This is a genomic window from Benzoatithermus flavus (assembly GCF_037908215.1).
GTDB classification, from domain to species: domain Bacteria; phylum Pseudomonadota; class Alphaproteobacteria; order Geminicoccales; family Geminicoccaceae; genus Benzoatithermus; species Benzoatithermus flavus.
This window is the reverse complement of the sequence record NZ_JBBLZC010000033.1, coordinates 1-17504: the sequence shown is the minus strand read 5'-3', so window position 1 is coordinate 17504 and position 17504 is coordinate 1. Positions and strand designations below refer to the sequence as shown.

Below are 17504 nucleotides of genomic sequence, written 5' to 3'. Positions count from 1 at the left end.
TTCCCTGGGCTCGCCGTTTAGAGCTGCACCTGGCCCATCCCGTTCACGACCTGGCAGAGCGCGCGCACGGCCGACACGGACTTGTCGAACATCGCCTTCTCGTCGGCGTCGAGCTCGATCTCGACGATCTTCTCGACGCCGTTCCTGCCGATGATCACCGGCACGCCGACATAGAGGCCGTTCACGCCGTACTGGCCGGTGAGGTAGGCGGCGCAGGGCAGGAGCCGGCGCTGGTCCTTGAGGTAGCTCTCGGCCATCTGGATGGCGGAAGCCGCCGGCGCATAGAACGCCGAGCCGGTCTTCAAGAGCTTCACGATCTCCGCACCGCCGTCGCGGGTGCGCTGAACGATCGCATCCAGCCGCTCCTGCGTGGTCCAGCCCATCTTGACGAGGTCGGGCAGCGGGATGCCCGCCACGGTCGAGTAGCGCACGAGCGGGACCATGGTGTCGCCGTGGCCGCCGAGCACGAACGCGGTCACGTCCTCGACCGAGACCTTGAACTCCTCGGCGAGGAACAGGCGGAAGCGCGCACTGTCGAGCACGCCGGCCATGCCGACCACGCGCTCCGGCTTGAAGCCCGTGACCTTCTGCATCACCGCCACCATCACGTCGAGCGGGTTGGTGATGACGATGACGAAAGCGTTGGGCGCGTACTTCTTGATGTTCTCGCCGACGGTCTTGACCACGCCGGTGTTGATCCCGATCAGGTCGTCGCGGCTCATGCCGGGCTTCCTGGGCACGCCGGCCGTCACGATGACGACGTCCGCACCCTCGATCGCGGCATAGTCGTTGGTGCCGGTAAGAGTGGCGTTGTAGCCCTCGACGGGGCCCGTCTGCGCCAGATCGAGCGCCTTGCCGGCCGGCATGTCCTCGACCACGTCGAACAGCACGACGTCGCCCAGCTCCTTCTGGGCCGCGAGGAGGGCAAGGGTGCCGCCGATCTGGCCGGCACCGATGAGCGCTATCTTGTTGCGAGCCATGCGACTGCGTGCCCCTCTTCTGGTCGGTTGATGCGGCTTGGCTGAAGTGGCGCTCTATCTACCCCCAGGTCCGGCGAGGGACAAGGCGAGCACCCGACGGCCCGGCGAGGCCCGCATGCGTCCAATCAGCGCGTGGATCACGTCATCGACGGGACGAAAAATGATTCGGGCGGCCGTAGAGCCGCCCGAGATCATCGCAAGACAGCGCAAAGATGTCGCAGGCTAGGACGTCGCACCGTCCGAGCCGGTGAACGTCGCGACCTCGTGAAGAGGCGTGCCCGGGCCGACGCCGACGGGGTTCATCAAGGTGGCGACATGCTCCGGCACATAATGGCTGCCGCTGCCGTCGAGATCGACGATCACCTTGATGTCGGCCGTGCCGTTACCGTCGGCCTCGGTCGCCTCGAAGCGCAGGAAGTCGCCCGCGTTCGCGGCGTTCGGGTCGAATCCGGTCCCGGCGAGCAGGCGGCCGAGGTCGAGCCGGTCGCCGGCCGTGGCATCGAAGTCGAGAATGATGTCGCGGCCGTCGCCCAAGGCCGTGAGCACGAACCTGTCGGCGCCGGCTCCGCCCGCGAGCACGTCCCGGCCGGGGCCGCCCACGAGAATGTCGTCGCCGTCGCCGCCGAACAGGCGGTCGTCGCCGTCGCCGCCGTCGAGGAAGTCCCCGCCGCCGTTGCCGAACAGGTTGTCGTTGCCGTCGCGGCCCGCGATCGCATCGATGCCGTCCGTGCCGGCGAGCGTGTCGCTGCCGGGGCCGCCGTCGTCGTTCAGATCGTCGATCGTGACCGTGATCGTCGCCGGTCGGCTCTCGAGCCCATCCGCGTCGGTGACGACGAGGCTCGCCTCGCGCGTGCCGGGGTGCGGGTCGGTGTCGTTCAGCAGCCGGACGGCGTTCAGCACGTCCTGGTAGTGCTGGATGCTGTCCTGGCCGGAGAGCCGGAGATGGGTGGTGCTGGCCTCCTCGATCCGGATCGAGGTACCATCGACGATCCCGTCGCCGTTCCGGTCGAGCGTGTGGCCGAACGCGAGGTGATCGCCGCTCTGGAACTGCGTGAGCCGCAGCTCCGCGCCGCTCAGGCTGGTGCCGTCGTCCCGGATGGTGATGTTGAAGGCGCCGTCCTCGTGCCCGCCACCGTAGAACAGGGCCAGATCCTGCACGGGCCCGAGATGCAGGCGGAAGGTGACGTCGTTGTAGTCGCCGTCCGCGGGCTTGCTGCCGGCGTCGAACAGCTTGTCCTCCATCGAGAAGACGAGATCGCCCGTAGCGCTGTCGTACCAGGACACCACGTGCGTCTGGCCGTCGGGGTTCAGCACGTTGACGTGCGGCGAGCCCGGGTCCGGATCGACGGTGACGAACAGAACGCCCCTGACCAGCGTCTCGTGGCCATGGGCGTCGATGTGGATCAGCACCGGCGGCACGCCGTCGCCGATGGCGGCCGGAGCAGAATGGTCGGCGCCGCTGCGCAGCTCGAACCGGCCGCCGTCTTCGAGCAGGCCGGGGGCGTTCAGGCGAAACCCGTCCGAGACCAGGAAGAAGCCGAGCTGCGAGCCGCCGGGGATCACGCCCAGGGATGTCGAATCGCCCGGTGTGAGCGGGCCCTTGCCGTCCAGGATGTAGGGTAGGCTCGGATCGAGGACCGTGCTGTTGACGTTCGGGAACAGCAGCTTCGCCGCGCCGAGATGGCCATCGGCGTCGACCTGGAACACGCCGAGCGAGCTCTTCAGCTTCGCGACCTCGCCCTCGAACACGATGCTGGCCGTTCGGGCGGCGTCGAGCGCGACGTCGCGCGGGTCGATGCCGTTGATCCTGCCGTCGGGCAGCCGGACACGCTCGACGAGGCCGGGATCGTCCTTGGTCGACCCGTACGCGAAGCCGATGCTCTGCTCGCGCACGAGGCCGTGGGTGGCGCCGGCGATCTCGATCGTGGGCGCCGTCGGGGGCGAGGAGGGCTCGCCGTCGCCCCGCTCCCCCAGAGCACCCTCGATGCGCGGGAACTCGGCCCCATAGGAGAGCGCAGTCGGGCCCAAGGGACCTGTCGGGTTGAGGCCGGGGCCGATGTCACCCGGATCGTAAGGGGCGAACGCAGCGCCACCGCCGGCGGTCGTCTTGCCCCGACCTTCGCCCGCCGCCGTGTCGGTGTCGCCCGGCACGGGAATCTGGACGATCGTCACCGGCTGCGCGGGCGGCCCCACGAGGTCGGCGCGGGCGAGCAGCGTGTCGGCATCGACCGGCGGACCACCCAGCACCGAGAGCGTGGGCGGATGGCCGGGATGGCCGAAGAAGCGATCGAGGACGAGAACGCCGCCGTGCTCGGGTGTGACCACCAGATCGTCGCCGTCGATCACGTAGCGGGCGTGCTTGGGATCGAAGATCTCGTCCGGGAGCGCCACGGGCTGGCCCGGCGCCACCGGGATCGTGATGCGCTCCCCGATCGCCGGCGGCTCCATGACCAGTGGCCTGGTCGGTGCCGCGGCGCGAGGAACCTGCGCCGCCGGTGTCGCGGAGCCCGTCACGGGCTTCGAGGGTGTTGCCTCGTTCATGGTGTGACTCCAAGGCGCTCCATGGTGTGGCTCCGGGCATTCGCGGCAGGCAGACATACTCCGAAGCGCGTGCTAACCAAATCAAAACTATTAAGCGATATGTGTAGAAGCCAATGGCGCGGCGGGTTGCTATCCTGTCATACGCTATTAAGCCGGTGGTAACGAAAAGGGGCCCGGACGGATGATCCGGAAAACGATGCGCATTGGCGAGGTGCGTACCTCGATCAAGCTCGAGAAGGAATTCTGGAGCTATCTTAAAGACGTAGCCGAAGAGCGCAACATGCGCCTTTCGGCTCTGGTCAACGAGGTGGCGGACGCAACCCCGGAGCGCACGAACCTCGCCTCGACATTGCGCACCTTCGCCCTGACCCATGCGAGGCTGCGCGCCCAGACGCTGCAGCGCGAGCTGGACCGCCTGTCGCTCGCCGGCAACACCCAGGACCTGACCCGGGTGCTCGAGGCGTGCCCGCTGCCGTGCGTGGTGCTCGATCAGGAGCGGGTGGTAAAACAGATCAACCGTGCCTTCGCGCTCTGGCTGAACCTCGACCCGCGTGCCACGATCGGCCAGAAGCTCGACAACATCATGATCCTGCGCGCACAGGGCCTGAAGGAGCTCTGGGCAGGGCTGGGCGACGGGCGGCTGGCGCGGGCGACGTTCAGCGCTACCTATGTCTCGCCCGGCAAGGTACGCACCGCCCAGGCCGTGGCGGTGGCGCTGAGCAGCGGCGAGGACACCGGAAGCCGAGGCGGGCGCGGCTCGGTGGTGCTGTTCGAGACCCTGGCGGGCCGGAGCTAGGCTGGTCCGCTCGTGACACGTGCCACATCCGCCCGCCACTCGGGTCGCGAGGATCTCCGCGGCTTGCCTCGCCGCCGCTCAGGGGCGCGGCGCCCGCTTCGAGAGGATGCGCTGCAGGGTGCGGCGGTGCATGTTGAGCCGGCGTGCCGTTTCCGACACGTTGCGGTTGCACTGCTCGAACACGCGCTGGATGTGCTCCCAGCGCACCCGGTCCGCCGACATCGGCCGGACCAAGGGCTCCAGGCCGTCGTCGGCCTGGCCGAGGAGGGTCGCCACCACCTGCTCGGCCTGGACGGGCTTGGCGAGGTAGCCCGCTGCGCCCGCCTTGAGGGCCACGAGGCTCGACGCGATGCTATCGTAGCCTGTGAGGATGACGATGCGCACGCCCGGCCGCAGCTCCTGCAGGGTGCCGATCAGCTCCATGCCGTACCCGTCCTGCAGATTGAGATCGAGCACGGCATAGTCCGGGCAGAAGTCGGCAGCCACGTCGTAGGCCTCCTTGAGGCTGCCGGCCGTCGCCACCTCGAACCCCTCGCGCTCGAAGGCGCGGACGAGGTTTTTGCGCAAGGCCACCTCGTCGTCGACCAGGAGAAGCTTGCGGCTCTCCGACCCGACACGGCCTCCTGCCATGCCGGGCTGCTCTTTCTGCACGGCCATCTCCCCCACTTTCTCGTGCTGCCGCCGGGCGCCGTGCGATGCTTACTCCCTTGGCGCCCGTTTGTTGAGGATGCGCTGCAGGGTGCGGCGGTGCATGTTGAGCCGGCGTGCCGTTTCCGACACGTTGCGGTTGCACTGCTCGAACACGCGCTGGATGTGCTCCCAGCGCACCCGGTCCGCCGACATCGGATTGGCCGGCGGCGGCGGCAGGCTCGAGCCCGTGGCGAGGAGCGCGTTGATGACGTCGTCGGCATCGGCCGGTTTCGCCAGATAGTCGGCCGCTCCCGCCTTCACCGCCGCCACGGCGGTGGCGATGTTGCCGTAGCCGGTCAGAATCACGACCCGGACCTTGGGATGGAGCTCGCGCAGCCGCTTGACCAGCTCGATGCCGCTCCCATCCTCGAGGCGCAGGTCGATCACGGCATAGTCCGGCTTCACGCTGTGCGCGAGGTTCAGCCCGGCTTTCAGGCTGTCGGCGGTATAGACCTGGAAATTGCGCCGCTCCATCGCGCGCTGCAGGCTGCGCCGCAAGGGCGCGTCGTCGTCGACGAGGATGAGGATGGGGGAGTCGCCGCTGGCGCGCTCACCCGGTGCCGACGGTGTCGCCGGCGACGTGTTAGTCGCGTTTTCCATCATGGTTCAGCTCTCCGAAGGCCCGCTCGAGAAACTGCGTCGGCCAGCTCAGTGTGACGCGCGCTCCCTGCTCCGCGTTGTCAAAATGAACCTTTGCGCCCGTTCGGGCAAGCAAGGTATTCGCGATGAAAATGCCCAAGCCTAGTCCTCCCTGCTCGCGCCGGGTGGAAAGGAACGGCTCTCCCAGCCAGTGGAGCAATTCTGCCGGGAAGCCGGGTCCGTCGTCCTGGATCGTGAGAACCAGTGCGGTGCGCGACGGCTGCACCCGAATCTCCACTCGTCTTCGTGCGAACTGGATCGCGTTGTCGATCAGGTTGGCGAGCGAGTGGCGCAGTTCCGGCGTCAGGCCGACATGCGGCTCCTCCGTGTCGTCGACCCGATCGACCGTGATTCGCACCGCGATGTCGGGGCGGGCGAACTCCGCTGCGATGTGCTCGAGCATGCTCGAGATAGGGGCTCGCGTGAACCGTGCGTGCTCCCGGTGGTCGGAAGGCTTGCCGAGGCCGGCCAGGAGATCGCGGCAGCGCCGTGCCTGCGTCAGGAGCTCGGCGACGTCCTCGGCCAGAGGGCTCCCCGGCGGCAGCTCGCGCACCAGCTCCTTGGCGATGATGTTGATGGTCGCAAGCGGCGTGCCCAGAAGATGGGCTGCCGCCGCCGCCTGACCGCCCAAGGCCGAGAGCTGCTGCTCGCGGGCGAGCGCCAGTTGGGTGGCGCTGAGCGCCTCGGCGCGCTGGCGTGCCTCCTCGGCGATGCTCCAGGCGAAGACCGCGATCAGGACGACCGCCATGCTGAGCGCCACCCAGCCGCCCACACGGTAGAGCGCCGGCAGGGTGAGCCCGCCGTCGCGCCAGGGCAAAGGCCCCCCGGCAAGCGCCAGGACCGCGACGCACAGGAGCGCCAGCAGCGTGATGCCTACCGTCGAGCGCAGGTCGAGCGTGGCGGCGGCCAGCGCCATCGGGACGAGCAGAAGGACAGCGAACGGATTCTGCAGGCCGCCGGTCAGCACCACGAGATAGCAGAGCTGCAGGATGTCGAACGCAAACAGAGCCGCAGCGCTCCGCTCCGGCAGACGCGTGGTCGCCTTGAGTCCCAGGGTCAACGCCAGGTTGACGAGCGCGCTCAGTACCACGGCTGGCAGAAGCGCTGCGAGCGGCAGGGTGATGCCGAGCGAGAAATGCACGAACAAGATGGTGAAGAGCTGCCCGGCCACCGCGATCCAGCGGATCAGCGAGACTGTGTGCAGCCGAACCCGGCCCGGCGTGCCCTTGGCGAGACCACTCAGCGCTTGCAGGCGCTCCACCAGCCACGCCCTGCCGGTTTCTTTGCCAAGCCCGCCCGCAGGTGGCTCCCGGCTCGCATCGAAGATCCTCGTCACGCGCCCTTCCGTGCCGATCCGACGATGTCCGCTTTCATAACGTCGACCAGCCGTTGATGGGAGGAATTTCTTTCTGTCAACGCGACTTTCCGTAGCAGGGGCCGCCCCCCGAGGGGGACTGCTCGCCACACATGGGCCGGCAGCATCACGATCGTCGGCGGGGCATGCGTTTCAGCTCCTGAGCCGGTGCTGGCGCAGGAGGTCGTAGAGCGTGGGCCGGCTCACCCCGAGCAGTCGCGCCGCTAGGGACAGGTTCCCTTCCGAACGGGCCAGCGCCCGGCGCAGCACCGCGTGCTCGGCCCGCTCGCGGCAGCTCCTGAGGTCGAGATCACCGATCTCCTCGGCCTCGGCCGGGAGGTCGAGATCCTCGGGCCGGATGCGCGGGCTCTCCGCCATGATCACGGCGCGCTTGACGCGGTTCTGCAGCTCGCGGACGTTGCCGGGCCAGCGATGGGTGTCGAGCGCGCGCAGAGCGCCGCTCGTGTAGCCCTTCACCTTGCGCCCGAGAGAACTTGCATACTGGGTCAGAAAGTAGCGTGCGAGCAGCACGGCATCGCCGTCGCGCTCGCGCAGAGGCGGGATATGCACACCGATTTCGGCCAGCCGGTAATAGAGATCCTCGCGGAACTCTCCGCTCGCCATGAGCTTGCCGAGATCGCGATGCGTAGCGCAGATCACCCGCACGTCGACCTCGATCTCGCGCCGCCCGCCGATCCGCTCGAGCACGCGCTCCTGCAGGAAGCGCAGGAGCTTGGCCTGCAGGCTCAAGGGCAGATCGCCGATCTCGTCGAGGAACAGCGTGCCGCGATGGGCGAGCTCGATCTTGCCCTGGGTCTGCTTGACCGCGCCGGTGAAGGCGCCGCGTTCGTAGCCGAACAGCTCGGCCTCTAGGAGGGTATCCGGAATCGCGGCACAGTTGATGGCGACGAAGCGCTCGCTGCGCCTTGCGCTCAGGGCGTGGAGTGCTCGGGCGACCACCTCCTTGCCCGTGCCGCTCTCGCCCGTGAGCACGACGCTGAGATCGGACGGTGCCACCCGCTCGATCGTGCGGCAGACCTTGAGCATCGCCGGGCTGTCGCCGACCACGCCGGGCAGCGAGGTGTGGCTGGTCGAGAGCAGCCGGCGCTGGTGCTCGTCCTCGAGCTCGGTGAGGTGGAGCGCTCGGTCGAGCGTGACGCGGATCCGCTCGGTCTGGATCGGCTTCAGGTGGAAATCGTAGGCGCCGCAGCCGACCGCACGGACCGCATGGTCATGGTCCTGCTGGCCGGTCATGACGATCACCTTGGTGCCGGGTGCGCTGTCGAGGATCGACTCCAGCACCCTGAAGCCCTCGGTGACGCCGTGCGGGTCCGGCGGCAGGCCCAGGTCGAGCAGCACCACGGGCGGGGCGTGCTCGCGCAGGAGCCCCAGCGCCTCGGTCCGGTCGTACGCCTCCAGCAGATCGAGGCTGTCCAGCGCCGCCCGCAGATGCATCTGCTGCAGCGGGTCATCCTCGATGACCAGAACCTTGCCGGGATTGATCACCACGACGGCATTCCGCAACTGACCTCACGCACGCCCTGCCTCTTGGATGGCCACTTTAGAGCATGTTCTCCCTGCAGGGGAAAAAAGTTCATCGGGGCATACTGGAGAATGGCAGCTCAGCCGGGAAAGGCAACCGGTATTGTACAGTTGCACAAGCAACCGGTCAACGAAGGTCAAATAATCCATAGTTGAAGGCAGGTCGTGTCGCCTGAACCGAGAATTCAATGCCAGCCAAGGTCGCGTTCGAGAAACATTCTGGATCGCCATCAGCTTGACGATCGAACGCAAGGCGCCGCATCAGAAGCGGACGGACTCGATTCAACCATAGAACATCCGAAGCGGTACATGCAACGTTGCACCACTCGCCTCGACCTTCGCCGTCAAGTCCTCCTACACCAACGATGATTAGCGATCCTTTGCCTACATCTCGCGGTATTTCGAAACTGCGGAAGCGGCAAGCGACCGCTGGCATCTTGCTTCCAGGTTGCTATGGTCCTGGCGGCTTTGCAAATACCAATCGCTCGATCGACAGCTCGGTTTCGCCTCGTCCGATTCGCGGCCGGCCGGGCGTTCTTCTGTCGCACGGCTCCCGTCCGCTCCCGAAGCGCGTCCGAGCCGGGCCGAAGCGGCGAAGATGCCATGGCATCTTCCCTACGGCTGGGGACCGTGCCACTCCTGCCTTGCCTGCGTCGCAGCTCGAGGTCGTTCCATGCGCGAGCCCTTCGTCCTCACCAATGCCCGGATCGTCACGGAAGACAGAGTCGTCACGGGCTCGCTCGTCGTCCGTGACGGCCTCGTCGAAGCCGTCGACGAAGGACCGAGCCGGACCAGGAGCGCCATCGATCTCGAGGGTGACTGGCTCTTGCCCGGTCTGGTCGAACTCCACACCGACAATCTCGAGCGACAGTTTACACCGCGTCCCGGCGTCCGTTGGCCGGCCGATGCCGCCATGCTCACCCACGATGCGCAGGTGGCGGCCGCCGGCATCACCACCGTGTGCGATGCCATCTGCGTCGGCTTCTATGGCGGCAAGAGCGAGCGGCTGGAGTATCTCAACCTGTCGATCGAGGTCCTGCGCCGCGCGCAGCGCGCCGGCGCCCTCAAGGCCGAGCATTTTCTCCACCTCCGGCTCGAGCTCACCGATCCCCACATGCTCGAGCTGTTCGAGCCACTGAGGGACGAGCCGTCCTTGCGGCTGGTCTCGCTCATGGACCATACCCCGGGCCAGCGGCAGTGGCGCGATCTCGACCGGCTTCGGGGCTTTCATCTCGGGCGCGAGGTCAAGGACGAGGCCGAGTTCCAGGCCATGGTGGCGCGCCGCATCGAGGAGCAGCGCACCTATGTCGAGCGGCATCGCGCGGCGGTGCTGCGCCTGCTCGACGGTCACCGTGCCGTTCGTGCCAGCCACGACGACACCACCGAGGCGCACGTGGCCGAGGCCAGTGCCTGCGGCTGCGCCATAGCCGAGTTCCCGACCACCCTCGAGGCGGCGCGCGCGGCGCGCGCGGCCGGGATGAGCATCGTCATGGGAGCGCCCAACCTCGTCATCGGTGGCTCGCATTCCGGCAACGTCGCCGCCGCCGAGCTGGTCGAGCACGGGCTCCTCGACGTCTTCTCCTCGGACTACGTGCCCGCGAGCCTGCTCCAGGCCGCCTTCCTGCTGCGCGAGGGCTTCGGCATCCCGATGCCGGACGCGATCGCGCCTGTGACCCGGATACCGGCAGACCTGCTGGGTCTCGGCGATCGCGGGCGGATAGCGCCCGGGGCTCGTGCCGACCTCGTCCGGGTGCGCGAGATCGGCGTGACGCCCACCGTACTCGCGGTCTGGCGCGAGGGGTGGAGAATCGCGTAAGAGCCCGATTGGCGGAACCAGCCGGCATCGACCGCGATTCGAGGGGCACGCCGCAGGAGAACGCATCCATGAGCGCCGATACCGGAACCGACAGCGATTACGGCCCGATGGACACCCGCTACGCGGTCTACTACGCGCCGCCGCCGGGAAGTCCCCTGAAGCGGCTCGCGGATGCCTGGCTCGGCAGGGACCCCGATCGCGACGAGCGCGTCTCGTTCCCGGTGGTCGATGGCATCACGCCGGAACGGCTGCTCGAGATCACCGCCGCACCCCGGCACTACGGCTTCCATGCCACCCTGAAGGCTCCGTTCGCTCTCGCCGAGGGCATGGAGGCCGCCGGTCTTCTCGGCGATGTCGAACAGTTCGCCATGTCGCGCAGGCCCTGCCGTGTGAAGCTCAAGGTGGGCGAGCTCGCGGGCTTCCTGGCCCTCGTACCGGCCGAGCCGTCGCCGGCGGTCGACCGGCTCGCGGCCGACTGCGTGCGCGAGTTCGAGCGCTTCCGCGCCCCTCTGTCCGAGGAGGAGCGCGCCCGCCGCCAGCCCGAGCGTCTGTCCGAGCAGGAGCGCGCCTATCTCGATCGGTGGGGCTATCCTTACGTGTTCGAGCTGTTCCGCTTCCACATGACGCTCACCGGGCCTCTGGAGGAGCCCGAACGCGGACGGGTGAGGGCGATCCTCGAGCACGCCTTTGCCCCCTATCTCGTGGAGCCGCTCGTGATCGACCAGATCGCTCTCTTCACCCAGACCCACCGCGTGGCGCCGTTCCGCGTCGCCGGCCGCTTCCCGTTCCGGGCTTGATCGCCGGCATCACGCCGCGTCCGGTCGCCCCCGGCTCGCGCGCCTTCATCGCCCTGATCGCGGCGATCATGACGCTCACGGCGATGTCGATCGACATCAACCTGCCGGCCATTCCGGCGACCGCCCACGCCCTCGGCGCCGGCCTCACCACGACCCAGCTCACGGTGACGCTGTTCTTCGCGGGCTTCGCGATCGGCCAGCTCCTCTGGGGGATGCTCTCGGACCGGACCGGCCGCAAGCCCGCCATGCTCGTGGGCTTCGTGCTCTACGAGATCACCACGCTCGGCTGCGCACTGGCGCCCGACATCGCGACCCTCCTGAGCTTGCGCGTGCTCGAGGGCTTCTCGGCCGGGGCCGCGGCCGTGCTCGGGCGGGCCGTGATCCGCGACCTGTTCGAGGGGCCGCAGATGGCGCGCATCCTCTCCCTGGCGCTCGCGGCCTTCGTCACCGCCCCGATCATCGCCCCCTCGATCGGGGCGGTGATCCTGAGCCTCGCCGGCTGGCGCTGGATCTTCGGCTTTCTCGCCGTCTATGGTGCCGTGCTGATGGTGCTGGCCGCCCTCTTCCTCGAGGAGAGCCTGAAGACGAGGAACCCGACAGCACTGCGGCCGGGAAAGCTGGTCGAGGCCTTCGCCGCCGTGTTCCTCGACCCGCGCAGCCGGCCCTGGGCCACTGTCACCATCCTGATCTTCGGCACGCTCACGACCTATCTCACCAACGCCTCGGCTGTGTTCATGGCAGGCTACGGCCTCGGCGCTTCCGCCTTCGGCGGCGCGTTCGCGGTGATCGCGGCCTGCTCGTCGGCCGGCAACCTGCTCAACTCGCGCCTCGTGCGCCGCTTCCGGCTTCCGCGCGTCGTCCGCGCAGCGCTCGCGGCGGCCTGTCTTTGCGCGATCCTGGCCCTCGCCGTCGCCGCGACCGATTTCGGCGGTGTCGAGGCCCTGATCGCGAGCTTGGGCTTGTTCTTCGTCGCCTTCGGTCTGGTCGTGGCCAACGCCACCACGCTGGCGCTGCAGCCGCACGGTGCGATCGCCGGCTCCGCCGCGGCGGCGCTCGGCTTCGCCCAGACCGTGGTGCCGGCCGGCATAGCGAGCCTGGTCGCCGCCCTCTACGACGGCACGGCCCGGCCCATGCTCGCCGCCATCATCCTCCTGGTCGCGGCGAGCTTGCTCGTCTCGGCCAGGTCATCCGCAAGGTGAGCGGCCGTTCCCGAAGACGATGCTCCCTCTCGCGCGAGTGATGGAACCGAAACGATCTTTCCCTCTTCTTTGCACGACATCCGAGATCATGGACGGAACACCACGGAGGGACGGATCATGACCATCCCCGATCCCCTGACCTTGCTGATCGCTTCCTACGTCCTGCCGGCGGCGGTGACGACCTACTCGGCCTGGCTCCTCTACGTCGGCGCCGCCGAGCGCCTGTGCTGCCAGAAGGGCCGTCGGAAGCGCTGAGCCGCCCGCATTCCTGCACCCGGACGGTCCGCTCCTCCACGGCTTCCGACCTGCGCGAGCCTTCGCTATAGCAGCGCACGAGATCGCAAGCTTCGAGGAGAGCGCAGCAATGCCCGCCACCGTCCGTCCGCGCCGCAGCATCCTCTACATGCCGGGCTCCAATCCGCGTGCGCTCGAGAAAGGCCGCACGCTTCCGGCCGACGGCCTCATCCTCGACCTCGAGGACGCGGTGGCGCCCGACGCCAAGGAGCAGGGCCGCGCCGAGATCAGGAAGGCGCTCGAGGCCAAGGCGGCTTACGGTGGCCGCGAGCTGATCGTCCGCGTCAACGGCCTGGATACGCCCTGGGGCCACACCGACCTCGTCGCCATGGCGCAGGCCGGTGCCGATGCCATCCTGCTTCCCAAGGTCGACAGCGTCGATATGGTCCGCCGCGCCGCTTGCGTCCTGGACGGCGCCGGCGCTCCCGTCGATCTTCCCATCTGGTGTATGATGGAGACCCCGCGCGGCATCCTCCACGCCGAGGAGATCGCCGACCATCCGCGCGTCGCCTGCCTCGTCATGGGCACCTCCGACCTCACCAAGGACCTGCACGCGCTCCACACGCCCATGCGCCTGCCGATGCTGGTCTCACTCGGTACCTGCCTCCTCGCCGCGCGTGCTGCCGGCATCTCGATCCTCGACGGCGTCCATCTCGACCTCGCCGACGAGGAGGGCTTCAAGGCCTCCTGCCGGCAGGGCCGGGAGTTCGGCTTCGACGGCAAGACCCTGATTCACCCCAAGCAGATCGAGCCCGCCAACGCCGCCTTCGGTCCCGGCGAGGCCGACGTCGCCTGGGCGCGCAGGATCATCGCCGCCTTCGAGGAAGCGCAAGGTCAGGGCAAAGGTGTCGTCGTCGTCGACGGCAAGCTCGTCGAGAATCTGCACGTCGCCGAGGCGAGACGGCTCGTCGCCATGGCCGAGGCGATCGCCGCCCGCGGCAACGCCTGACCCGGCCGGCCGGCTGCCCTCAGGCCCGCGGCCGGCCGCCCCACACGTTCGGATTCTCGGCCGCCCCCGCCGCCTCGCCGAACAGGCCGTGCGGCCGCAGGATCAGCATCAGCGCCAGCAGCCCGAACAGCGCCACCTCGCGATAGGCGCCGGGCAGATAGCCCGCCCACAGGCCCTCGAGCAGCCCGATCAGGACACCGCCCAGCGCCGCCCCCGACACCGAGCCGATCCCGCCGACCACGGCCGCCGCCAGCGCCTTGAACCCCCAGAGCGTCCCCATCCCGAAGCCCACGATGCCGTAGCGCATCGCGACCACGAACCCCGCCGTCGCCGCGACCATGCTCCCGAGCACGCACGCCCGCCGCAGCGTCCGGTCGGTGTCGACCCCGAGCAGCGCCGCCGCTTCCGGATCGTCGGCGCAGGCACGATAGGCCCGCCCGAACGCGGTCCGCCGCAGCACGACGACGACACCCACGATCGTCGCCGCCGCGATTCCGGCGAGTACGAGTTGCCCCAGGCTCAGCATGACCTCGCCCCCGCTTCCGGCGAGGAGCGTCAGCGGCTGGTCGAGGAACGGCTCCAGCCAGCGCTGCTGCGCGCCGACGAGGAGCCGCAGGCCCTCGCTCACGACGATGGCGAGCCCGATCGTCGCGATCAGGAGCGCTTGCGAGCTGCGCTCCTGCAGGGGTGCGAACACCGCCGCCGCCAGCACCGCCCCGAGCCCGATCCCGGCCAGGACCGCGAGCAGGAGGCCCACCCCGGCCGCGACCGGCGCCACCCCCGCCAGGCCCAGCGCCGCCAGCACGAACCCGTTGAGCGCCGCGAACGCCCCCACCGTCGTGAAGTCGCCGAACGCGAGATTGATCCGCCCGGTGATCCCGTAGATCAGCGCGTACCCTGTCGCGAGCAGCGCATAGATCGCCGAAGGCGCGATGGCGTTGGCGAGCTGCTGCAGGAAGTAGGGCAGGGGGGCGAGCCCGCCCGGCCGCCCGGCCGCCAGCCCGAGGGTCGGATCGTCGAGCCCGTACTCGCGCAGGAAGAACAGCGCCGCCGCCGAGAGCTCGCCGTCGCGCTCCGAGCGCACGCCCATGAGCTCCGGCGCGAGCCGCCCCGGCTCGTCCGGCGCGAACCGGCAGGTCAGGTGCTGCTCCCCCCGTGCCTCTTCCGCCCGGTAGCGCAGAATCACCGTATCGGGCAGCTCCGGTGCCACCACCCGCTCCACGACCCGCGGACTCCGCCCCGCCTCCAGCACGGCGAGCGCCCGCTCGCAGATCTCCATCCGCGGCCGCTCGTCCGGCGCGCAGGCCGCGAGGAGGCCGAGCGCCCACACCAGCCCGTACCCCGCTGCGAGCCTGTGCCACGTTGCGCCAAATCGCCGCCTTCTCCGGCCGCGCCCCAACCTCTAGCCCTCCCGGATGACGGCAACCGGATCGGGAGCGCGGACCAGGCCATGACCAAGACCAACGCCGGCAACTTCTTCGAGGATTTCTGCCTCGGCCAGGAGATCCGCCACGCCACCCCCCGCACGGTCACGGCCGGCGACGCCGCCCTTTACCTGGCGCTCACCGGCTCCCGCTTCTTGCAGCACTGCTCCGACCCGTTCGCAAGCGCGCACGGCCTGCCCCGGGCCCCGGTCGAGGACCTCCTCGCCTTCCACATCGTCTTCGGCAAGACCGTCCCCGACATCTCCCTGAACGCCGTCGCCAACCTCGGCTATGCCGACGGCCGCTTCCTCGGTCTCGTCTACCCCGGCGACACGCTCCACGCCCGCTCGGAAGTGATCGGCCTTAAACAGACCTCGAGCGGCCAGACCGGCATCGTCTGGGTCAGAAGCCGCGGCTTCAGGCAGGACGGTACCCTCGTCCTCGACTATGTCCGCTGGGTGATGGTGCGAAAGCGCGACCCGAAGTCCCCCGCTCCCGATCCCGTCACGCCCGAGCTTCCCCGTTTCGTCACGCCCGACCGCCTCGTCGTCCCTGCCGGCCTCCGGGTCTCCCGCATCGACCCCGCCGAGACCGGCTCGCCCTTCTTCTTCGAGGACTACGAGCCCGGCGAGCGCATCGACCATGTCGACGGCATGGGGGTGATGGAAAGCGAGCACCGGCTCGCCACCCGCCTCTACCAGAACACCGCCCGCGTCCACTTCAACGACCACACCGAGCGCCAGGGCCGCCTCGGTGCCTGCATCGTCTACGGCGGCGTCGTCATCTCGCTCGCCCGCGCCCTTTCTTTCAACGGCCTCGGTAACGCGCTCCACATCCTCGCCATCAACGCCGGCAGCCACGTCAACCCCTGCCGCGCCGGCGACACCGTCTACGCCTGGTCCGAGATCCTGCAGAAAGCCGATCTCCCCGGCCGCACCGACGTCGGCGCGCTCCGCCTGCGCCTCGTCGCCACGAAGAACCGCCCCTGCCACGACTTCCCGCTCAAGGACGCCGAAGGCAAGTACTTCCAGGACATCCTCCTCGACTTCGACTACTGGGTCCTGATGCCCAAGCGCAGCGTGGCGGTGTGAGAGAGGCGGGAAGGGACGCACCGCGCCTCGCTGGCATATCGGATCTGATGTCATATCGTTCCGGGCGTGCGGTGCGTTGTCGATACGGAAGCGGTGGTGGCCGCCCGGCGCAGCCCGGCCGGAGGCTCGGTCGCCTTGCTTCGCCTCGTCGGGCAGCGCCGGGCGACGCTGCTGCTCACGCCGACCCTGCTGCTCGAGTACGAGGCTGTGTGCCACCTCGCCGAGCATCGGCTCGCGTCGGGCCTCCCCGCCCATGACGCCGACCGGTTTCTGGATGTCCTGGCCCTTCGGCAGAGCCCGTGATACCGAATCCGATTGATGCCTGCGGGCGGGTTTGGACGTGGTAGGCTGCAGGAATGCCGACCACACCCTGGAAGCTCGCCCGAGCACGGCGATCGAGCGCTCCCACCTGCGGATCGTCCGGCTGCTGAGCCGGGGCCGGAACGAACGCGCGGTAGCGGCGGTCACGGGCTGGGGCCAGCGCTGGATCGCCGAGATCGTGCGGCGCTACAACGCCGAGGGTGCCGGCGGCCTCGGCGATCGGCGGGCGAAGAACGCCGGCGCGCAGCCGTTCCTGAGGGAGGAGGAGGCCACGGCGCTGCGAGAGGCGCTGGGCAAGCCAAGGCGGCGAGCGCCGAGGAGCAGGAGGCTTTCAAAAAAAGCCCGGCGCAGCCGGTCGATGAGCCCCGCGCCGCCGACCCCGGGCCGGCCGGGCGAGGTTTGGGCTTTCGACGGGCACCGGGTCGGCCTGCAGCCGATCATCCGCCGGCCCTCGCGAGCCTTGGGCTCGCGCCCCTGGCGGGACCGGATCGATGTTGCTGGCATCGATGGGCACCCAAAGGCCAGCGGCCGACCGCGCGCTGCCAGCATCGGTTCGAGTGACTCGATATCTACGGCTTCGTGCTCCCGAGGACCGGCAAGGTGATCCGGTTCTCGTGCAACGGCGTCGGCACGGTGCTGCTCGGCGCGGCTCTGGCGGCGTTCGCGGCAGCCGTCGGCGCCGGCAAGGGCAAGCTCGTGATGCTGGCCTTGGACAATGCCGGCTGGCACGGCAGCGACCAGCTGGGGTACCCGAAGGGCGGCTGCTGGCGTTTTTGCCGCCCTACTCGCCCGAACTGCAGCCTGCGGAGCGGCCGTGGCCGCTCACCAACGAGGCGGTGGCCGTCCAGAGCTTCGCGCACCTCGAGGAGCTGGACGAGGCTTTGGGGCGCGCTGCTGCGCTCTGGCGGCCATGCCCGAGCTGATCAAGAGCTGCTCCAGTTATAGTTGGCGGCCGAAACTGTCCCGGGCGGTCGCCAGCCCGAAGCGATTAGGCCGTGTCTGCAAAGCGGTTGCACTGCCGGGATGTAGCCCCATCTGGGGCGGCTGGCACGCTTCGAGCTGACCGATCGG

Annotated in this window: 16 protein-coding genes; 9 read left to right on the top strand and 7 right to left on the bottom strand. The window is 69.0% G+C overall.

Annotated features, from left to right (window positions below; genetic code table 11):
- Window positions 1-17: 17 nt before the first annotated feature.
- Window positions 18-980: a malate dehydrogenase gene (gene mdh / locus U1T56_RS21485; protein WP_418161557.1), complete on the bottom strand. Its 963-nt coding sequence runs from the start codon at window positions 978-980 to the stop codon at window positions 18-20.
- Window positions 981-1202: 222 nt separating this feature from the next.
- Window positions 1203-3521 carry a calcium-binding protein gene (locus U1T56_RS21480; RefSeq protein ID WP_418161556.1) on the bottom strand — a complete coding sequence of 773 codons (2319 nt, stop codon included), beginning with the start codon at window positions 3519-3521 and terminating at the stop codon, window positions 1203-1205.
- A 196-nt stretch (window positions 3522-3717) separates the two neighbouring features.
- Here U1T56_RS21480 and U1T56_RS21475 point away from each other — a divergent pair, with 196 nt between their 5' ends.
- Window positions 3718-4317, top strand: coding sequence for a ribbon-helix-helix domain-containing protein (locus tag U1T56_RS21475; RefSeq protein ID WP_418161555.1), 600 nt, complete (start codon window positions 3718-3720; stop codon window positions 4315-4317).
- A gap of 78 nt (window positions 4318-4395) precedes the next feature.
- On the opposite strand, the gene U1T56_RS21470 is transcribed toward U1T56_RS21475, so the two are convergent.
- From U1T56_RS21470 to prsR, 4 genes are all read right to left on the bottom strand, one after another.
- Window positions 4396-4974 carry a response regulator gene (locus U1T56_RS21470; RefSeq protein WP_418161554.1) on the bottom strand — a complete coding sequence of 193 codons (579 nt, stop codon included), beginning with the start codon at window positions 4972-4974 and terminating at the stop codon, window positions 4396-4398.
- A gap of 42 nt (window positions 4975-5016) precedes the next feature.
- Complete coding sequence (locus U1T56_RS21465) at window positions 5017-5607, bottom strand: ActR/PrrA/RegA family redox response regulator transcription factor (protein WP_418161596.1); 591 nt, start codon at window positions 5605-5607, stop codon at window positions 5017-5019.
- On the bottom strand, window positions 5591-6982 hold the full coding sequence (locus U1T56_RS21460) for an ActS/PrrB/RegB family redox-sensitive histidine kinase (RefSeq protein ID WP_418161553.1): 1392 nt from the start codon (window positions 6980-6982) through the stop codon (window positions 5591-5593). The genes U1T56_RS21465 and U1T56_RS21460 overlap by 17 nt, the downstream gene beginning before the upstream one ends.
- A 171-nt stretch (window positions 6983-7153) precedes the next feature.
- On the bottom strand, window positions 7154-8524 hold the full coding sequence (prsR, locus tag U1T56_RS21455; protein ID WP_418161552.1) for a PEP-CTERM-box response regulator transcription factor: 1371 nt from the start codon (window positions 8522-8524) through the stop codon (window positions 7154-7156).
- A gap of 691 nt (window positions 8525-9215) precedes the next feature.
- Here prsR and U1T56_RS21450 point away from each other — a divergent pair.
- The 5 genes from U1T56_RS21450 (at window position 9216) to U1T56_RS21430 (ending at window position 13597) form a co-directional block, all read left to right on the top strand.
- Window positions 9216-10358: an alpha-D-ribose 1-methylphosphonate 5-triphosphate diphosphatase gene (locus tag U1T56_RS21450; protein WP_418161551.1), complete on the top strand. Its 1143-nt coding sequence runs from the start codon at window positions 9216-9218 to the stop codon at window positions 10356-10358.
- Window positions 10359-10426: 68 nt separating this feature from the next.
- Window positions 10427-11155: a DUF1045 domain-containing protein gene (locus U1T56_RS21445; protein ID WP_418161550.1), complete on the top strand. Its 729-nt coding sequence runs from the start codon at window positions 10427-10429 to the stop codon at window positions 11153-11155.
- The gene (locus tag U1T56_RS21440) at window positions 11152-12354 is read left to right on the top strand and encodes a Bcr/CflA family efflux MFS transporter (RefSeq protein ID WP_418161549.1); all 1203 of its coding nucleotides are present in this window, start codon (window positions 11152-11154) and stop codon (window positions 12352-12354) included. Before U1T56_RS21445 ends, U1T56_RS21440 begins: the two co-directional genes overlap by 4 nt.
- 117 nt (window positions 12355-12471) lie before the next feature.
- The gene (locus U1T56_RS21435) at window positions 12472-12609 is read left to right on the top strand and encodes a hypothetical protein (RefSeq protein WP_418161548.1); all 138 of its coding nucleotides are present in this window, start codon (window positions 12472-12474) and stop codon (window positions 12607-12609) included.
- Window positions 12610-12718: 109 nt separating this feature from the next.
- On the top strand, window positions 12719-13597 hold the full coding sequence (locus U1T56_RS21430) for an HpcH/HpaI aldolase/citrate lyase family protein (RefSeq protein WP_418161547.1): 879 nt from the start codon (window positions 12719-12721) through the stop codon (window positions 13595-13597).
- A gap of 19 nt (window positions 13598-13616) precedes the next feature.
- On the opposite strand, the gene U1T56_RS21425 is transcribed toward U1T56_RS21430, so the two are convergent.
- Window positions 13617-14927: a branched-chain amino acid ABC transporter permease gene (locus U1T56_RS21425; RefSeq protein WP_418161546.1), complete on the bottom strand. Its 1311-nt coding sequence runs from the start codon at window positions 14925-14927 to the stop codon at window positions 13617-13619.
- 120 nt (window positions 14928-15047) lie between these two features.
- Between U1T56_RS21425 and U1T56_RS21420 the strand changes: the two genes are divergently transcribed.
- From U1T56_RS21420 to U1T56_RS24700, 3 genes are all read left to right on the top strand, one after another.
- Window positions 15048-16112: a MaoC family dehydratase gene (locus U1T56_RS21420; RefSeq protein WP_418161545.1), complete on the top strand. Its 1065-nt coding sequence runs from the start codon at window positions 15048-15050 to the stop codon at window positions 16110-16112.
- A 135-nt stretch (window positions 16113-16247) separates the two neighbouring features.
- On the top strand, window positions 16248-16415 hold the full coding sequence (locus U1T56_RS21415; protein ID WP_418161544.1) for a hypothetical protein: 168 nt from the start codon (window positions 16248-16250) through the stop codon (window positions 16413-16415).
- 37 nt (window positions 16416-16452) lie between these two features.
- A complete protein-coding gene (locus U1T56_RS24700) occupies window positions 16453-17037 on the top strand; it encodes a helix-turn-helix domain-containing protein (RefSeq protein ID WP_471683465.1) in 585 nt (194 codons plus the stop codon).
- Window positions 17038-17504: the final 467 nt, after the last annotated feature.